Here is a 17,735-nt window from a genome sequence, read left to right on the forward strand (position 1 = left end):
ACGGACATCCGGATTATTTCTTGTCCTTTCTATGCCCAAGATAGAGTAGCTGCAAAGAAAGATTGAATAGTTACTGGCCATATTTATTTAACAACGTATCAATCGATTTGTTCAATGCCTCCACATCCACGTTTTCGACCGGTTCGTCCTTCAATTGATAGTGTTGCTTTAACCGGATAATTCTTTCTACACTGTCATTAATGCGTTTCTCTGTTATTTCCCCTTTTTCCACTGCTTTGGTCAACGCTTCGATGACACGGACCGCTTTCTGATAATCGTGCGCCACCAAAATGACGTCGCTCCCGGCTAGCACAGAATCGACAGAGGCTTCACCTATCTCGAAGTTATCGACTATAGCTTCCATTGTCATATCATCGGTCATGACAAGCCCATTGTAGTCGAACTGATCCCTAAGCAAATCTGTGATGACCTTTTTTGAAATGGATGCCGGATAACTCTTATCCAGCTGCGGAAGCAATATGTGAGCAATCATGACTGCTTCCGCCCCTTGATCAATTGCCCGACGAAAAGGAATCAGTTCAAGTTTTTCCAATTGCTCCGATGTTTTGTTCACTTTCGGCAGCTGATAGTGCGAGTCTACAGAAGTGTCCCCGTGCCCCGGAAAGTCCTTGATGACCGGAATAATCTGCTTCGATTGGATTCCTTTCATTGTTTGTATTCCAAGTTCACTGACAATTTCCGGGTTATCACCAAACGAACGGTCGCCAATCACCGGATTATCCGGATTGCTGTTGACATCCAAGACAGGCGCAAAATTCATATTAAATCCAAATTCAGTTAGCTCTTCACCCAATATTTCTCCTGCTCGATAGGAAAAATCAGGGTTATCCAATTCTCCAATCCACTCGTTGGCGGGGAGCTTCGAAATATTTCCCGGAAGTCGGGAAATTCTGCCCCCTTCCTGATCGACACTCAACAAAAGCGGCAATTTGTTTTGCTTGTTCGCCGCTTTCAGATTATTCAATAACTTGCTTGTTTGTTTCGGGGATTCCAAGTTAGCGGCATAAAATATAAACCCGCCAATATGATAGTCATCGATCAAGCTTTGTTCCTGTTCTCCCATGCCTGTGCCCGAAATGCCGCCAATCACCATTTGGCCGATCTTCTCCGTGAGACTCATTTGCTCAACCAAGGTCGAAATGGAAGGATCGTCTACCTGCAATCTTCCTGTTTGTGCGATAAGGGATATATGATCCACCCTTGGGTTTTCAAGTGTCTCATCTGGTTTAGGCAGTACCCACTTAAGTTGAAAATCATCATTTACCTGGTAATGGAGGATCTCCTGGTTGTGGGTTTCATCCTCATAATAAGTGGTATCATCCGGATCACCGAGCACAGCGATGATATCCTCGTAGTGTAGCTGCTGTATGTTGTCGGAAAAGGAGCGTATGTCAAAGACAAAATCGCCCGCATAACCTAAAGTCACTTTTTCATCTTGATAATCTTCATAGATCCCGAGGTCTGTTTCCGTTGTATGACCAGCTTCTCCCCACTGGTCCACAACCGTTTGTCTTTCCGTAACACCAACGGTAAAAGACACATCCTGCAACTTACCTTCTTTTGCATGATCAAGAATTTCATCTATTTGTTTTTCTGCGTTTTGAGTGAAATCAGGAACCTCTTTTATTGGTGACCGTGGCGGCAGGAAAGAAACATGATCTCTGGCCGAGCCGACTACAGGATGCTTCTGAAAATAAAGCGCCGCGGCACCTGCCAATGCCAAAAGGAAGACAACGATGAATAACCTTTTAAATTTTTTGTTCTTCATACCTCTCATCCTCCTTTTCCCTATATAGTATTTTGTTTTGCCACTTAGCTACACTTAACATTCTAATAGTATTTCTCAGGTTTTCCAAACGACGATTGGATATCCAATGCAGACAAGGTGACAGAACCAACGAAACCTGCAGCCAACGACGATTTTGAGCCAGCCGTACGGAACGTTTTCAACCCAACCTTATAGTCTAACCGGCCATCGCAAACGTCAACGAGCAAATAATCCAGTGATTGAAAAAACCGAACGAATTCAAATCACTTAAGATTTCGAATCATCGTTCGGTTTTTTCTACAAAAAGTATGGGATTTGCTGGATAACCAGCTATTACTGAACTTGTTGTTCTGTTACAGCTTCATTGGCTAAGTCATTGTCTTTCCGATACAAAATCAGGATGGCAATAATGCCACTGATCCCGATCAATATCGGATAAAAGACAAAGGGAACGATGGAAACAGGCGAAATGGAAGCCAATCCTGCCGCCGCCAGCATTTGGCCGCCGTATGGAATTATTCCTTGGAAGCAACAAGAGAATAAATCCAGAATACTTGCAGATCGCTTAGGCTCTATTCCGTATTTCGTGGAAATATCTTTTGCCAACGGACCGGACATTAAAATGGAAACCGTATTGTTACCGGTTGAAACATCGACTGCACTAACCAGACCCGCAATGCCGAACGCCGCTCCTCTTCTCGTTTTGATTTTGCTGACAATGAAATTAAGCAAAAACGTAATGCCACCATTATATTTGATGATCTCCACCATACCACTGATCAGGATAGCGATGATTGCCAGGTTTTCCATTCCGACTATCCCGTCCCCGATGACACCCAGCAATCCATAGAAGTCAAAGGAACCATTTGCCAGGCCGACTATCCCGGAAAAGATGATGCCGCCGACAAGGACGAGCAATACATTCACTCCCAGCAAGGCGATGACAAGAACAGCCAGGTATGGCAGAATCGTGATTAGTTGATAGTTTTGCTCCGGGCTGACAGCTGCTTCACCTACCGGGATAAACGCCAGGATCAAAGCAGTCACTAAAGCAGCCGGCAGGACGATAAAGAAATTCGACTTGAATTTGTCTTTCATGTTGGTCTCCTGTGTTCTCACTGCTGCAATCGTGGTATCCGATATCATCGATAAATTATCCCCAAACATGGCTCCGCCTATTACCGCTCCGACGGCCAAAGCTGTGTCGATTCCGGTTTGTTGCGCAACCCCGACCGCTATCGGCACGATGGCAACGGTTGTCCCTGTAGAGGTTCCCATTGATATAGAGATAAAACAACTTACCACGAACAATCCGACCATGAGCAAATTCGCCGGTAAAATCGAGGTCCCCAAACTGACTATAGAGTCCACTCCGCCTGTAGCTTCTGCAACGGAAGCGAAAGCGCCGGCCAATATAAATATAAGTGCCATCAAAATGATATTATGGTCGCCCCCACCCTTGCAAAACACTTCCACTTTTTTGGCAAAACTTTCTTTTCGGTTCATCGCCAGTGAAAACAAGCCGGCAATCAAAATCGCCACCACTACTGGCATACTGCTGAAATCCTTCGTAATCAATGCTGTGCCGAGGAATAATAAGACAAATACGAGAAATGGCAGCAATGCATAAGGATTTCCCTCTATTTTTTCTTTTTTCACTTTTCTCGTCCTCCCTTTCAAAACAACTATTTTTATGGACCGCTGCACCTTACCCACATGGATGAGCAGTGGATAGAAACTGCGACATAGGTAATTTTTCTTCCTTACTTCTTACATTGGTTGAGTGGGAGTTTAGCGCTGCGGAAAAACCTTCCGCTTTCCGCGGGCGGCTGGTGAGCTTCCTCGAGCTGACGCTCTGCGAGAACAGCACGAGCTGAAGATCCACTTGGTAAAGCGGTTTTCTTAACCAAGTTAGCTGAAGCCGTGCCCGCGGAAAGCGAAGTATGCTACCGAAGCGGTGGTTGATACTTTTTTTAATAGGCAATGGAATTCCCCATTACAAATACTGCGCAGTATATATCTTTTTTCTTAGACAACATAGCGTTCTTAATTTATGGTCATTCCACCGGTTACATTTATACTTTCGCCTGTTATATAGTCTGCTGCTTTGGATGCCAGGAATAACACGGTATCTGCAACATCCTCCGGGCTACCTGTTCTTCCCAAAGGAACTTGGGAATGATCCTCTGCTTCGATGGCTGCAGCGTCCACGCCGCGCAGTTTTCCTCCCCAAACCCTTTCTGTCTGTTTCATCCCCGTTTCAATGATACCTGGGCAAACAGCATTCACCAGAATATTGTCAGCTGCCAGTTCCAAAGCCATAACTTTCGTCAATCCAAGAACGGCATGTTTAGATGCGACATAACTTCCCATGTATTTATATCCGTTTTTTCCTGCCTGGGATGAAATATTGATAATTTTGCCGCCTTTCCCTGCTTTTTTCATCTGTCTTGCAGCAAATTTACTGGCAAGGAATACCCCTTTTGCATTTACATCCATTACAGAATCCCAGTCTTCTTCTTGCATCTCTATAACTTCCGCCATTCTCGAAATGCCTGCATTATTCACAAGAATATCGATCACTCCATAACGAGTAGCGATTGATTCGAAAAACTGCTCCACAGCTTTCTCTTCTGTGACGTCCAAAGCAAATTGATGCTTCCGAATGTTGTCAGGGTTACTTCCTTTATCCGCCACAATGACCGTTGCTCCTGCTTCCTCCAGTTTTTTGGCTATCTCTTTACCAATTCCTCTCGCGCCGCCGGTCACAACAGCGATTTTTCCATGCAAATGACTCATCCACTTTCCTCCCTCCGTGTTGCCGATCTTCTTCTTATCACACAAAAAAACCTTCCGAGAAAGATGGAAGGTTCTGCTAACTCTTATCTCTCAAGCATGCTGGATGTAGCACCTTTCTGCGAACAGAGGTTGCTGAAGTGTCATCGGGCCAGTTCCCTAAACTTCTCTTGATAAGATTATACAATTGTATTAAATATCATAATTGCTACTATTCCTAGTTGTCAAGTATGAATTAACCTTTTTAAAAACTACACAGCTCGAACATCTCAATCATAGGTATTGGTCATTTCATTATGGGAATCCTAAGACCCACATAAGGAGGAGATCCTATTGTCTGTCGAATGGCTTTCCATTGTACCGTTTATTATCGTCATCGGTTTTTCCATTTGGTTGAAAAGAATTTTGCCTGGCCTGGTTCTTGGTGTCCTGACAGGTTCTATCCTTTTAAAATCTGGATGGCTGAGCGGATCCGATCAAGCCGTCACTTATATGGTCGAAACTTTGTCAGACGAAACAAATATAAAAATCATCGGATTTTTATATTTGTTCGGTGGACTTGTCGGAATGATGACGATAGCTGGAGGAATCAAAGGGTTCTCAGAATGGGCAGGAGGAAAAATCCATTCTCAGCGGGGACTTCTGACTCTTATCTGGCTGACCCTGCCATTCACTTTTATGATGCCGATGTTCCGGATCATGATGATTGGTCCTGTCGTTAAGTCGTTGTTGGGTAAATGGAACATTTCCAGACAAAAGGTCGGATTTACCATGGATGTTTCTACTTCATCCGTTATTGTCCTCTTGCCTGTTGCAACCGCTTTTGTCGGTTTTATGGTATCCCTTGTCGAGAACGGAATTCATAAAAATGCCTTGGAATGGAGTGCTTATAGTGTGTTTCTGATGAGTATTCCCTTTAATTTTTTTGCCATTATCATGCTTATTTTCGGCCTTGCTCGTACGTTTTGGCCTTCCGAAGAAAATAGGAAAAAACAATACAAAGCGGAGGGTGATGAAGCACATCCTTTTCACCGTTCCAGCATAAATAAGGAATTATCATTGGTGAAAGCCCAGCCTTGGAATCTTATTATCCCGCTATTTCTGCTTTTAGGCTTGTCTCTCTTTTTACTTTGGCAAGATGGCCGCACAAAAGGTGCAAAGTCGGTATTCGATGCCTTTACCCAAGCAGATGCAACGTTTGTCATGCTGCTGGCAGTATTTTTGACCTTGACGGTTACGTTCCTATTCTATGCCATCCGCAAATTGCCTTTACATGAATTGCTTTTTCATTTTATTGATGGCGGCAATCAAATGATGCAGGCAATCATTCTGCTTATCCTTGTTTGGGCATTATCACTGAATGCCGAAGACTTAGGTTTTTCCCAGTTCGTCAGTTCAACACTGGGCGGATTTCTACCTGCATTTACGGTTCCCGCTATTTTATTTGTTCTTGGATCGCTCGTCGGTTACTTTATCGGTTCTTCGTGGGGTACATGGGGGCTGTTTATGCCTTTAGGATTCTCCCTTGCCGCAGCTACCGATGCACCGATCGTAATGACGGTAGGCGCTGTTTTCGCCAGCGGTTCATTCGGAGCCATGACTTCCCCTCTTGGGGATACAACGATTACCACCGCTTCGATAATGGAACTGTCACTAGTTGAGTATGCCTATTATAAATTGAAATTTTGCGCTGTCGGAGCTGGAGCGGCCGCTCTGCTTTATCTTGCCGCCGGGTTATTCCTCACTTGAAGGAATCGAAAAAACAGGAGGAAATTCCCTTGCAGATTTATTGCCATTCACATGCTCTTTCCTCTCAAGAATAGGGGGTGTTTCGAAACCCAGCCGAAAAAAGGGTTGCATTACTTGCCGATTGGTGGCATTGTGGAGAGATAAATATTTTCTTGGGGGTACATGCATGATCGAAATAAGAACATCTAGCATAAGTGACGGGGAATTCAACCGGGGCGTCTTTGCCACACGTGATATTACCAAAGGTGAAATCATACACGAGGCGCCTGTCATTCCTTATCCGAACGACCAACATCAATATATCGAGCAGACAGTCCTGGACGATTATGTTTTTGAATATGGGAAAAATCACACGGCGGTTGTTCTCGGCTATGGCATGCTGTTCAACCATTCTTATCAACCAAATGCGGACTATGATATCAATTTTTCAAAGCATACCTTTGACTACTTTGCCCACAAAGATATTAAAGCCGGAGAAGAAATCCTGATCAATTATAATGGCGATGTGGATAATAAAGACCCACTTTGGTTTAATATGGACGACGAGTGAAAAGCAGTCAGCCCTTTGATTGATTTTTCCGGTACCATGCCAGCGCCATTTGCTCGATTTCCTGGACAACCTGATTTTTTCCATCCATGTACGCTTCTATGTCGGATGGAAATTGTCCGGCCAGCTCCCGCTTTTTCCTCCCATAATTCCGGGCAGCTTCCGGATGGCTCCGTAAAAAGTCACGAAATGCAAGATGCCGGATTACCCCGTAATCTCCTTGTGAAAAGATATGAACATGGTGGCTACGGGTGTCCCCGCCTTTCCGAAAGTATCTGCGTCCGGGTATGCCAAACTCTCCTTTCCCTTCATAACCGATGGCAGTCATCTGTTCGTTGTACTCGTCCACCTTTTCGATGCGGCGGACGACCGGCATGATATCAATAATCGGTTTTGCCGCAAGATTTGGAACAGAAGTACTCCCGATATGATGGACATCGATTAATTCGTCCCCGAATATTTCTTTTATTTGGGCTGCTTCATCCAAGAACAATCTCGGCCATTGATCATTATAAGCTACTACTTTGACTCTACGCATTTTTTCCTCCCGGCTAATATGTTTCTTTCCCATTACGATTACCGAAAAAATTTATCATACTTATCTATTGAATCCGGGTGTAACCCGGTTGATTGCTGTGCTTCTTGCTGCAGCGAGCGATTACATTTTTTGCACACATATCGTGCTTGCGGGTTCCTTTTAAATTTTAAATACTGGGTATCTGAAAAATCGAGAAAGAAAAGCTTTTTACAAAAAAAGCATGTTACTTCCACCCAATCCCCCCTTCCTGTTACCTTCTATATTCATTACTTCGCCACTTGTTCAGTTTTTCCTGTCAACTTTTACTCAAGAGGGAACTTTGCGTTATCTCCTGCCCACGGAAAGCGAGGTACCCCGCCGGAGTTGAGTTTCTAGTTTATGAAAACTCGACAAAACCGAACGAAGTGGACTCGTTCGGTTTCTATTCAGTCACTGTGCTGGATAAATTGTTATTCATCCATATTTAATAAATCTTTGATATCTGTTTCTGTCAGCAATGCCGTATTCTTTTCTTGCGAATCCAGAATCTCACCGATCATTTCCCGTTTTTTATCTTGTAATTCATTCATTTTTTCTTCAATCGTCCCCCGGGCGACAAGTTTGATCACTTCCACATCCCGTTGCTGACCGATACGGTAAGCACGATCTGCTGCCTGTTCCTCGACAGCGGGATTCCACCAGCTGTCATAAAAGATTACGGTGTCGGCACCTGTCAAATTAAGCCCTGTTCCGCCCGCTTTCAACGATATCAAAAACAGGTCACGCTCCCCCTCATTGAACCTCTCACACGTTTCAACTCTTTCATTGCCCGGTGTATGACCGTCCAAATAAAAATACGTCCATCCCTGGGAAGTCAGCTCTCTTCCGATTATATCGAGCATTTTGGTAAACTGGGAAAACACCAACATTCTTCTTCCGGCGAGTTTTGCCTCTCTAATCAATTCAAGCAGCTGACGGAATTTTGCAGAACTTCCTTGATAGCCATCGACGAACAAACCAGGGTGACAGCAAATTTGCCTTAGTCTCGTCAACCCGGCCAGAATCCTTATTTTATTTTTATGAAACGTTTCTTTATCCAAATGTTTTAAGGTATCATGCTTGAGCTTGGCCAGATAAGCTGCATAAAGCTTTTTCTGTTCGGGAAGCAGCTCTAGCACTTCGATACTTTGCCTTTTTTGCGGAAGTTCCGAAAGTACGTCTTTCTTCATCCTGCGTAGGATGAAAGGTCTGGCACGTTTGGCGACTGCATCCTTGGACAGATGACTGAATGCGCGCAGTCCTTGAAAAAGACCAGGGAAAACAACGTGAAAAAGGGACCAAAGTTCTTCTTGCGCGTTTTCCATCGGGGTTCCTGTCAGTGCGAATCGATGGGTTGCCTGGACCCTTTTTGCTGCTCGCGCTGTTTGGGTGACAGGATTTTTGAACGCCTGTGCCTCGTCATAGAAGACTGTATGGAAAACAGTCTTTTCCACTTCTGTAATATCTCTTCTCAAAATAGGATAGGAGACGATCAGAATATCCATATCACTCACATGCTCCATCATTTTTTTCCGCCTGCGTTTTTCCCCCTCGAGAACCATAGCGCGCATACCGGGAGCAAACTTTTTCAATTCATGGAGCCAGTTGTGGGTAACGGAAGAAGGACAGACTATCAATGCCGGCTTTTGCATCTCCCTGTTCTGTCTTTTTTCAGATAAGAGGAAGGTGATGGCCTGCACCGTTTTTCCAAGACCCATATCATCGGCCAGAATACCGCCGAACCCATAAAAGGCCAATGTCTTCAACCATTGATAGCCCCGAATCTGATATTCTCGAAGGACCTTTTCCGAACCTGGCGGCAACTCAAATGCGTGCTCGTTTGGCTGGCTGATGCTTGTCAAAAAAGCCCGGAAGGAATCCTCTATCAATAGAACCGGATTATTGTCTACATGATCAAGCAGCTGAAGGCTCTTTTCAAAGGGGATTTTCAGTCCACTTTCCATATCACCTTCCCCATCCGGAACAGCACTCAAAAACCGTTTGATATCTTCAAATTCCTTTGTTTCCAAGGAAAGCAGCGAACCGTTCCTCAATCGGTGATACTTTCTTTTCTCTTCTAGATCATGCAACAGTTCTCGCACCTGATCGTCGGCGATTCCATCCAATTCAAATTTATACTCAAGCCAATTCATACGGTCTTTATGCAGCTTGACCCTGATTCTCGGGAATATATTTTCTTTTACCACCCGGACCCTGACAGCCGTTGTCGTATAAACACGGGCCAATTTCTGTAGCTTGGGCAAGGTATAAGTAAGAAAGTCATACTCCAACTCATCGTTATGCAGATAATAGCCGCTGTCTGTTTTAGTGAACAGACTGTCTTCCATTAACTGCAAAATTTTTTCCTCTTTTTCGTTATCCCGGACGATTAAAGAGTGCAATGCAAGCTCCTGTTCTTCCAATGGATTAATGACGATCTGTTCATAATGGAATTCCAGGCCTGCAAGCAGACGGCTGTTTACTCTATCCAAATAAAGCTTTGCGACAAGGGGCTTCTTTGCAAGACTAAGATGTTCTCCTCCCGAAATGGTCACCCTGCCGATGTTTTTCAGTCCCGGAACAATTTTTTCCACAAAAAAGGAAAACTGTCCCCGTTCAATCGGAATCCGCTCTGTTTTAGATGGTTCCAACATCCGTTTTATTTCAGCGAGACGTTTCCAGTCGTGACGGCCCAGCTTCACCAGTTTCCCTTCCGACACGACAGATTGATAAGGTTCCACCAAGACAATTTCCTCTAAACCCTCGACATGCAGAAAACCGGTCTGATTGTTGGACTCGACTAATTCAAAGTGCAAAGGCAGCCTTTCCGTCGATACTTCAAAACGTGGATAACTTCGTCCCTTGTAATCAAGGCCTGCATGTTCGACGTTCATCAAAAGCGAGCAAAGCTTGTCCCATGCAGATGGCGGAATCGGTAAAAAATCCGTGCCACCGTTCTCGAAACCTTCCCGGTGATCCAGGCTGATAGCTGCCAAAAATTCTAGCACGGCGTACACTTCTGGCGCAAAACAATGAAAATGCAGATCAAACGTCCAAGCAGAGGACAGTATCACCGGTTTTCCTTCCTGTAATCGGAAGAGAAAGCTTTGAATATCTGTTACCCTATGGGAAGATACTTCCAAGCCTATGGCAAAGAAATCATCCGTTTCGGTTCCAGGAAAGTCAAACAGCTGACAAGTGAATCGGACATCCAGCAATTGTCGATTTTCAAAGTGTGTTTGTTGTTTGGCAGAACGCACTTCCGGCTGTTGGAAAAGGGAAACCAGGTTATCAGCCAGTTCGTTCCCTTCCATAGTCGATGCGTATACCGCCTGCTCGCTGTTTTCGATCTTCAGCAGGACAGCCGCTATATGCTGGCAGTCTTTGGGATAGCCTTCAAGGGAAGGGCAACTGCAAGTAGCTCGGATATTTCCCTGTTTATCTGTCTCAATCAATACATGGAAGTCTTCCTTGCCGATGACGGTTGCTTCCCATCTCCCTGGCCGGGCTTCAGTGAGTTCTACTTTCCTGTTGCGGAAGAATGATTCTCCACTTTTATAAGAAATCGTGCCACATCTATCTTTGATCTTTTTTTTGGTAAGGTTTAGTTTCATGAGTGCCACTCCATTGTTTACAAGGGTGTACGTGAAATATACTGTTTCTCATTATACCATGACCGTCATTGTCGATGGCACTTCACCGTCTCGTCTCCCCCCTATCGCTTTTCTCCAATCCCCTTTATAATAAGAAAGACGATAACAACTAGAAAAGGTGTTTACAATGAGTATATTGACTGTAACTAACTTGAGCCATGGATTTGGAGACAGGGCGATTTTCGACGATGTCTCGTTTCGCCTGTTGCAAGGAGAGCATATCGGATTGATCGGCGCCAATGGCGAAGGAAAATCCACGTTCATGAATATTATCACCGGAAAATTGGAACCGGATGCCGGTACCGTCACCTGGTCAAAGCGTTCCAGGGTCGGCTACCTCGACCAGCATGCGGATTTAAAACAAGGGATGTCGATTCGCGACGTGTTGCGAACGGCTTTTCAATATTTATTCGACATGGAAGAAGAAATGAACGCACTGTATGCAAAGATGGGAGAAGCGGAACCGGAGGAACTTGAGATTATCTTGGAAGAAACCGGCCAGATCCAGGACGCTTTGACCAATAACGATTTTTATACAATCGATGCGAAAGTAGAAGAAATTGCAAACGGTTTGGGACTGAATGATTACGGTCTTGACAGGGACGTACACGATTTAAGCGGCGGTCAACGGACGAAAGTGCTGCTCGCCAAGCTGCTTCTGGAAAAACCGGACATCCTCCTGCTCGATGAGCCGACTAACTATTTGGATGTGGAGCACATTGAATGGTTGAAAAATTACTTGCTGACATACGATCATGCTTTCATCCTTATTTCGCACGATATTCCGTTTTTAAATAGTGTCATCAATGTTATTTATCACATGGAAAATCAGGAAATCACCCGCTATCCGGGAGATTACGATGAATTTCTCCGTGTGTACGAGATGAAAAAGCAACAGCTGGAAGCAGCTTACAAGAAGCAGCAGAAGGAAATCGCCAATTTAAAAGATTTTGTTGCCCGAAATAAAGCAAATGCAGCTACAAGCAAAATGGCGATGTCACGGCAGAAGAAATTGGATAAAATGGATCTCATCGAACTGGATGCGGAAAAGCCGAAGCCTTCCTTTCAGTTTCAAACAGCAAGGACTCCAGGAAAGTATTTGTTTGAAACCAACGAATTGGTCATCGGTTATGACGAACCTTTGTCTCGTCCATTGAATCTTTCAATGGAGCGCGGGCAAAAAATCGCTTTGTATGGAGCGAACGGTATCGGCAAAACGACATTGTTCCGCAGCATTCTTGGTGAAATCCCTGCTGTTTCCGGCTCTGTTCAATTGGGTGAGCACCTTCATATCGGTTACTTCGAACAAGAGTTGAAAAAGGAATCGGACACCACATGCATTGAAGAAATATGGAGCGAGTTCCCGCATTTTACCCAACAGGAAGTGCGGGCCGCTCTCGCTAAATGCGGACTTACCAGAAAGCATATGGAAAGCAAAGTACAAGTGCTCAGCGGCGGAGAAAAAGCAAAAGTCCGTCTTTGCAAATTGCTCAACAAGGAAACAAACCTTCTTGTTTTGGATGAACCGACCAATCACCTGGATCCGGATGCAAAAGCAGAATTGAAGCGTGCCCTTTCCGAATACAAAGGGAGTGTATTGTTGATTTCCCACGAGCCGGATTTCTATGAGGGGATCGTCACGGATAAATGGAATTGCGAAGATTGGACGACGAAAATGTTCTAACGAATGATAACAACGGACAAAAAGACAATCGCCAAAGCAAAAACCGAACGATGCTTCGAGGCTCGTTCGGTTTTTGTATTATCGATGTTAAAGAATGGGATGATCCGGCTTTGATTCCAGCTCTGTTGGACGTTTTTGATAAATGGTTCTATATTTAATCCTTAACAACTTTCATCACTCCATTTACGAACATATGTTCTTGTTATATAATAGAAAGAAATACAGATGGGGAGATGAAAAAATGGGTAAACAGTTAGCATCCTTGGTGGAGCAGTCCACTGTTCCTGGAATGAGTTTGGCGATTATCGAGAAGTATAACCTTCAATCAACGGAATGTTTCGGTATCGCAGAAGCTGGTACAAACCAGCACGTAAAACCTGACACGTTATTCAGCGCTTGCTCCATCAGTAAGTTTGTCACAGCCATGCTTGTGATGAAACTCGCAGGAAGAGGAATCCTGGACTTGGATGAGGATGTAAATAGGAAACTAGTATCCTGGAAAGTACCCGAATCACCCCTGACAAAAACAAACAAAGTCACATTACGCAAATTGCTAAGCCATCAAGCAGGAATAAAGGATCCCGAAGAAAGCTTCGGTCCTCTTAACGAAGCTGAAGGCTTCCCCCTTATGGAAGATGTATTGATAGGCAAAACCGCTTACTGCCCCCAACCAGTCCATATCAAAGAAAAACCAGGGGGTATTTTTCATTATTCAGATGCCGGCTATTGCATTATTCAGCTTTTGATAGAAGATATTACCGAAAAATCCTTTGAAACAATAATGAAAGAGGAATTGTTTGAACCGTTGCATATGAAAAACAGTACATATACATTAACAGAAAAAGAAAAGCTTTCCTCCGGTCACAATAAGGTTGGCCGGCTTGTTAATGAAAAATATACGGAGTATCCATTTCCTGCAGCAGCAGGTTTATGGACAACCCCTACTGATCTGAATTTTTTATTGAATGAATTCCTTCTTGCTACGGCCGGAAAAAGCTCCGTAGTACTCTCACATTCTCTTGCAGAAGAAATGTCCTCCCCCCAAGGGTGTGCTCCCTTTTCAGGTTTTGGGTTGTTTATGGACTGGATAGAGGGAGAAAAGGAGATCTCTTCTCTCGGTTGGGGAATTGGCTTTCAATCGATGCTTGTCGCTTATCCTTCCTTGGGAACCGGTGCGGTTATCATGACGAATGCAGGCCTGGGTGTACACCAATTGAAAGGTATCATCGGCCAAGTGTACAAGCGACTGCTTCCTCCATTAACAAAACGATATTGAGGGTGTTGCTTTTTATAAGGTTGGTTATGCAATTATGTATGTAGGGTAGTTACCTGATCTGTTGTATTAACATTAATGTGAAGACGGTCTCCTTTAAACCAAATGGAATCATAAGTTCCATATATGGGAATCGGTTAAAAAACAAAGGACTGCCGTAGTCCAGGCAGTCCATACCATTATGTGTTTCTTCACTACCTATTCAGTCCATTATGGACCAATAGGCAGGCTTCACATTATAATCCGGGTCAAATACGAACGGAGCATCTTTTCCTACCCCATCATTGTACTCTTCGGCCCTATCATCAAGCCAGGTGTGATCATCTGCAATTCCCCAAAAGGTGACGTTGCTGATTTTATCTTCCAGTCTCTCATACAAGGCAAATAAATCATCATAGCGCTGTGCCTGGTTTGTAAAGACACTGTCCGGAATGGCGTCGTATGTTGGATATGCTGGAACTGGTGGCCAACCGTAAATGCTGACATCGAGTTCGGTGATTTGGTTATCAAGCCCCAGATCTGCGAACATATTGATCGAATCTTCCATCTCCTGAAGGGATGGCCAACCAAGCTGGATATGGGATTGATGGCCCACGCCGTCTATCGGAACACCTTGTTCTAGCATGTCAACAACAAGATTGTATAAGTACGTTCGCTTCGGTTCTACTTCTGTATTGTAGTCATTGATATAAAGTTTTGCATCTTCGCCAGCGTATTTCCTGGTTGTTTCAAAGGCAGTCTTAATATAGTCGGTCCCCGTTATTTGATACCACGGGGATTCACGCAGTCCGCGATCATTAGAAGCATATTCATCGATTACTTCATTGACTACATCCCATGAATCTACATCATCTCTATATCGCTTCACAATAGTTTTTATATGTTTTTCCAACCGCTTCAATAGTAATTGCTTGTTTTTCTCCCGTTGCTTCGGGTCTGTTTCTTCCACCATCTTATTCCCCTGCTTATCGAGGAAAAACCATTCTGGTACCTGGCTGTGCCAGACGAGATTATGGAAACGGACTTCCATGTTATTTTCCCTGGCAAACTGTACAATCTTGTCTGCTTCTTCAAAATCATAACGCTTTTCTTCCGGATGAATGTTGACCGGTTTCATGACGTTTTCCGCAACAATGCTATTATAATGGTGTTTAAGTATTTCTCCCTGTGTTCCTTCCAACTGATAAGGCTCCACAGCGGCTCCAATGGCAAAAGAATCCTGATATCTTTCCTGGATAGATGGAACTTCTAAGGCACTAGCAGCACTTTCTGTTTGTTCCGCCACCACAGAACGAGCGCCAACAGGAACCAGCAAAGATAAGGCAAGGCCTGCAATTATAGGTTTTCGTAGGACTTGTAGCATCAATCATTTCCTCCTTTTTAAATAGTTACAAAACCCTCCTCATCCCTCCCATCTTATAAACTTAGAGAAGCAATATGATAAACTCCCTTCTCTAGTTTGTAAGCCCTTTCATTATAAACAGCTTAACTTTGTTTATCAATTAAACGAACTAACTTTTCAGGAAAATAAGTAAATGGAACTATATCTCTCCATTTACTCCGGCCTAATGACCACCCTTTTGCCCATCAAAAAAAGCCCGGCATTTGCCAGGCTCATAGCTAATGTTGTGCGTGATGGCTGCCCCGATCAGATTAGCAGCGATTCGTTCTCAAATATAAAAGCATAGCGGATATCAATAAACAAAAAATACTCATCTGTCAGCGGAAAGCTAAACGTTCGAATCATTTCTCTTGTTTCAATATCCGAATAGATTTCGGACAGTATCCCTCTACTCCACGTTTTCATCTGCATAGTATTTTCAAGGAAGTAAGGACGGAATGCCCAGTTCGACCCTATTTTGTCAGGTTCCATTTCCCAATGGCCGTCTCTTTTGCGAAAGTTGGAAGATACCTGGTGACCGTCACTATCGCAGATAAACATCCGGAAACTCTCTTCCTCAAAGTCACTCGTCAAGCCTTCGATAAAATGATCAGCATTTTTGATTCCTTCCCACTGTGCCTGGTTTTTTTTCACTTTTTTCTCCCAATTCAGCACGTGATACAGACGTTGTTCCACCAGTTGTTTTTCCCGTTGGATGTATTCGGATACCTTATCCGTTACATTCACCCCTAATACGGACTGATTGTCCATCGTAAAACCCGGTTTTGCCAAGTAATATCCCTGGTAAAAACGGCCACCATGCTTCCAGGCAAAATGCAGTTGAAAATTATCTTCTATGTTTTCAAACAATAAAGCCGCTCCGATCCGCCTGGCGAGCATGGATAATGAATGCATGATATCCTGAAAACCATCCGCGTTATGACGGCGGATGATATCCGTATCTATTTTTAATATGTGCGGTTCCAGCTGGCGGATCCGGTCAATGTTAGAGCTTTTCGCTCCAACGTGGTCGACTGCGATCTGGATGCCGAATGTTTTATAATAAAGCAGGAGATGATTTAAATTTTCAAACGCCTCATCGAAGTCATGCTCCGTAACTTCGATGACAATACGGTTCATCGCAAACCCTTTTGCCTCGAAATCGAGCAGCAGCTGCAACAGGTCTTCTCCGTCATTCACCATTAGCTGCTTGGCATTCCGATTTATAAACAAATAACCGTCAACTTCTGAGTCCAGCATTTCTGTTAAAGCGATTTGAAGCAGATGTTGATCGACTTCTACCTTAAACTCTTCCGGTACATCCGGATCGTGAAAAAAGGGGCCGAGACTTTCCCATTCTCCTTTGACCCTGAATCTTCCCAGCACTTCATAGCCTGCTACCGAATGACGGATCGCACTGACAATAGGCTGGTAGACAGGCTTTATACTCTGTAAATTGTCCAGGATGTCCAATGGATCCATGAGTTACCCCTACCTTCCGTAACCATTCTATTATTTATCTCTCAGGAAGCCTTTCGCGGAGGAGTGACAGTGGCGGCAGTCACTTTGGGCTTGATCAACGAAGGTGCACTGCTTACTACCAATACAGTCACTATAGAACACAATACAGCGGCACCAAGTGCTGTCACCCCGTTGGCAATAAAGGAAAACAAGACTGGGTTCATTCCCTCGGGCGCATATTCACCCCAAAATATGAAACCGGCGATGAAATGCCAAAAATAACGTGCGATACTGCCGACAAAAACAGCAGCAGTCACGAGACATAAAGCGGTTCTTTTCCTCCCCTTGCGAAATGCAGTCTGAACCGGTTGATAAAAAAGGCCGGCAAACCCAACGAATGCAAAAGCGACAAAGTATTCGATAAATCCTTGTAAAGGCGTCAGAAAAGAGCGTGCGGCATCCCCAAGCGCTACTTGCAATAATCCCCAAATAAGGCCGGCAAGAGCACTGACAACGAAGCCCCTTCTGAAAGCAAGCAGTAGAACCGGTACCATGGCGAACGAGATGGAAATCGATGGCGACAATCTGATTGAAGGCAGCAAGTCAAAAACAAATGCCAGTGCAGCGAAAAATGATGCTTCAATCAATGCAACCAAACCCAACTTTTTCAACATATAAAAAAACTCCCCTTTTCCAAACGAAACACCAAGGGAGAACATGTATGCAGACAGCCAGAATCCGATCCACCATCATCCACATCCCTGCGCTAGCATTAACTAACAGGTTCAAAGGGTCAGAACAGTTCCGTTCACTCTCAGCATATAGCTCCCCTTGTGGTTTCGCTTA

General features: G+C 44.2%; 14 protein-coding genes and 2 riboswitches. Of the genes, 5 read left to right on the forward strand and 9 right to left on the reverse strand.

Features of this window, described 5'->3' with window-relative positions; genetic code table 11:
• Window positions 1-70: 70 nt before the first annotated feature.
• The 3 genes from nagZ to ABVF09_RS01965 form a co-directional block, all read right to left on the reverse strand.
• The gene (nagZ, locus tag ABVF09_RS01955; RefSeq protein ID WP_371068495.1) at window positions 71-1,789 is read right to left on the reverse strand and encodes a beta-N-acetylhexosaminidase; all 1,719 of its coding nucleotides are present in this window, start codon (window positions 1,787-1,789) and stop codon (window positions 71-73) included.
• A 333-nt stretch (window positions 1,790-2,122) separates the two neighbouring features.
• On the reverse strand, window positions 2,123-3,448 hold the full coding sequence (locus ABVF09_RS01960; protein WP_026771499.1) for a Na+/H+ antiporter NhaC family protein: 1,326 nt from the start codon (window positions 3,446-3,448) through the stop codon (window positions 2,123-2,125).
• A 387-nt stretch (window positions 3,449-3,835) separates the two neighbouring features.
• The gene (locus tag ABVF09_RS01965) at window positions 3,836-4,588 is read right to left on the reverse strand and encodes an SDR family NAD(P)-dependent oxidoreductase (protein ID WP_371068496.1); all 753 of its coding nucleotides are present in this window, start codon (window positions 4,586-4,588) and stop codon (window positions 3,836-3,838) included.
• An 80-nt stretch (window positions 4,589-4,668) separates the two neighbouring features.
• Window positions 4,669-4,765, reverse strand: a riboswitch (SAM riboswitch).
• Between the two features lie 153 nt (window positions 4,766-4,918).
• On the opposite strand from ABVF09_RS01965, the gene ABVF09_RS01970 reads away from it, so the two are divergent.
• Together ABVF09_RS01970 and ABVF09_RS01975 are read left to right on the forward strand one after the other, a co-directional pair.
• On the forward strand, window positions 4,919-6,334 hold the full coding sequence (locus tag ABVF09_RS01970) for a Na+/H+ antiporter NhaC family protein (protein WP_371068497.1): 1,416 nt from the start codon (window positions 4,919-4,921) through the stop codon (window positions 6,332-6,334).
• Window positions 6,335-6,500: 166 nt separating this feature from the next.
• Window positions 6,501-6,884: an SET domain-containing protein gene (locus tag ABVF09_RS01975; RefSeq protein ID WP_026570653.1), complete on the forward strand. Its 384-nt coding sequence runs from the start codon at window positions 6,501-6,503 to the stop codon at window positions 6,882-6,884.
• A gap of 7 nt (window positions 6,885-6,891) precedes the next feature.
• On the opposite strand, the gene ABVF09_RS01980 is transcribed toward ABVF09_RS01975, so the two are convergent.
• From ABVF09_RS01980 to ABVF09_RS01990, 3 genes are all read right to left on the reverse strand, one after another.
• Entirely contained in the window at window positions 6,892-7,419 is a 528-nt protein-coding gene (locus tag ABVF09_RS01980) for a GrpB family protein (protein ID WP_026771501.1), read from the reverse strand.
• A 38-nt stretch (window positions 7,420-7,457) separates the two neighbouring features.
• The gene (locus ABVF09_RS01985) at window positions 7,458-7,652 is read right to left on the reverse strand and encodes a DUF2197 domain-containing protein (protein WP_026570655.1); all 195 of its coding nucleotides are present in this window, start codon (window positions 7,650-7,652) and stop codon (window positions 7,458-7,460) included.
• Between the two features lie 216 nt (window positions 7,653-7,868).
• A complete protein-coding gene (locus ABVF09_RS01990; protein ID WP_026771502.1) occupies window positions 7,869-11,051 on the reverse strand; it encodes a DEAD/DEAH box helicase in 3,183 nt (1,060 codons plus the stop codon).
• Window positions 11,052-11,217: 166 nt separating this feature from the next.
• Here ABVF09_RS01990 and ABVF09_RS01995 point away from each other — a divergent pair, with 166 nt between their 5' ends.
• The 3 genes from ABVF09_RS01995 to ABVF09_RS02005 all read left to right on the forward strand — a co-directional run bounded on the left by ABVF09_RS01995 (window position 11,218) and on the right by ABVF09_RS02005 (window position 14,050).
• The gene (locus tag ABVF09_RS01995; protein WP_371068498.1) at window positions 11,218-12,774 is read left to right on the forward strand and encodes an ABC-F family ATP-binding cassette domain-containing protein; all 1,557 of its coding nucleotides are present in this window, start codon (window positions 11,218-11,220) and stop codon (window positions 12,772-12,774) included.
• The gene (locus ABVF09_RS02000) at window positions 12,738-12,932 is read left to right on the forward strand and encodes a hypothetical protein (protein ID WP_026570658.1); all 195 of its coding nucleotides are present in this window, start codon (window positions 12,738-12,740) and stop codon (window positions 12,930-12,932) included. The genes ABVF09_RS01995 and ABVF09_RS02000 overlap by 37 nt, the downstream gene beginning before the upstream one ends.
• 83 nt (window positions 12,933-13,015) lie before the next feature.
• Window positions 13,016-14,050 carry a serine hydrolase domain-containing protein gene (locus ABVF09_RS02005; protein WP_371068499.1) on the forward strand — a complete coding sequence of 345 codons (1,035 nt, stop codon included), beginning with the start codon at window positions 13,016-13,018 and terminating at the stop codon, window positions 14,048-14,050.
• A gap of 199 nt (window positions 14,051-14,249) precedes the next feature.
• Here ABVF09_RS02005 and ABVF09_RS02010 read toward each other — a convergent pair whose 3' ends face one another.
• The 3 genes from ABVF09_RS02010 to thiT form a co-directional block, all read right to left on the reverse strand.
• Window positions 14,250-15,410, reverse strand: a complete 1,161-nt coding sequence (locus ABVF09_RS02010) for an endo-1,4-beta-xylanase (protein ID WP_026570660.1) — start codon at window positions 15,408-15,410, stop codon at window positions 14,250-14,252.
• 285 nt (window positions 15,411-15,695) lie between these two features.
• Entirely contained in the window at window positions 15,696-16,910 is a 1,215-nt protein-coding gene (locus ABVF09_RS02015) for an EAL domain-containing protein (RefSeq protein ID WP_026570661.1), read from the reverse strand.
• A gap of 41 nt (window positions 16,911-16,951) precedes the next feature.
• Window positions 16,952-17,560: an energy-coupled thiamine transporter ThiT gene (gene thiT, locus ABVF09_RS02020; RefSeq protein WP_153462381.1), complete on the reverse strand. Its 609-nt coding sequence runs from the start codon at window positions 17,558-17,560 to the stop codon at window positions 16,952-16,954.
• A 70-nt stretch (window positions 17,561-17,630) separates the two neighbouring features.
• Window positions 17,631-17,731: riboswitch (TPP riboswitch) on the reverse strand.
• Window positions 17,732-17,735: the final 4 nt, after the last annotated feature.

This window comes from Sediminibacillus sp. JSM 1682029 (genome assembly GCF_041366435.1).
GTDB lineage: Bacteria > Bacillota > Bacilli > Bacillales > Amphibacillaceae > Sediminibacillus > Sediminibacillus terrae.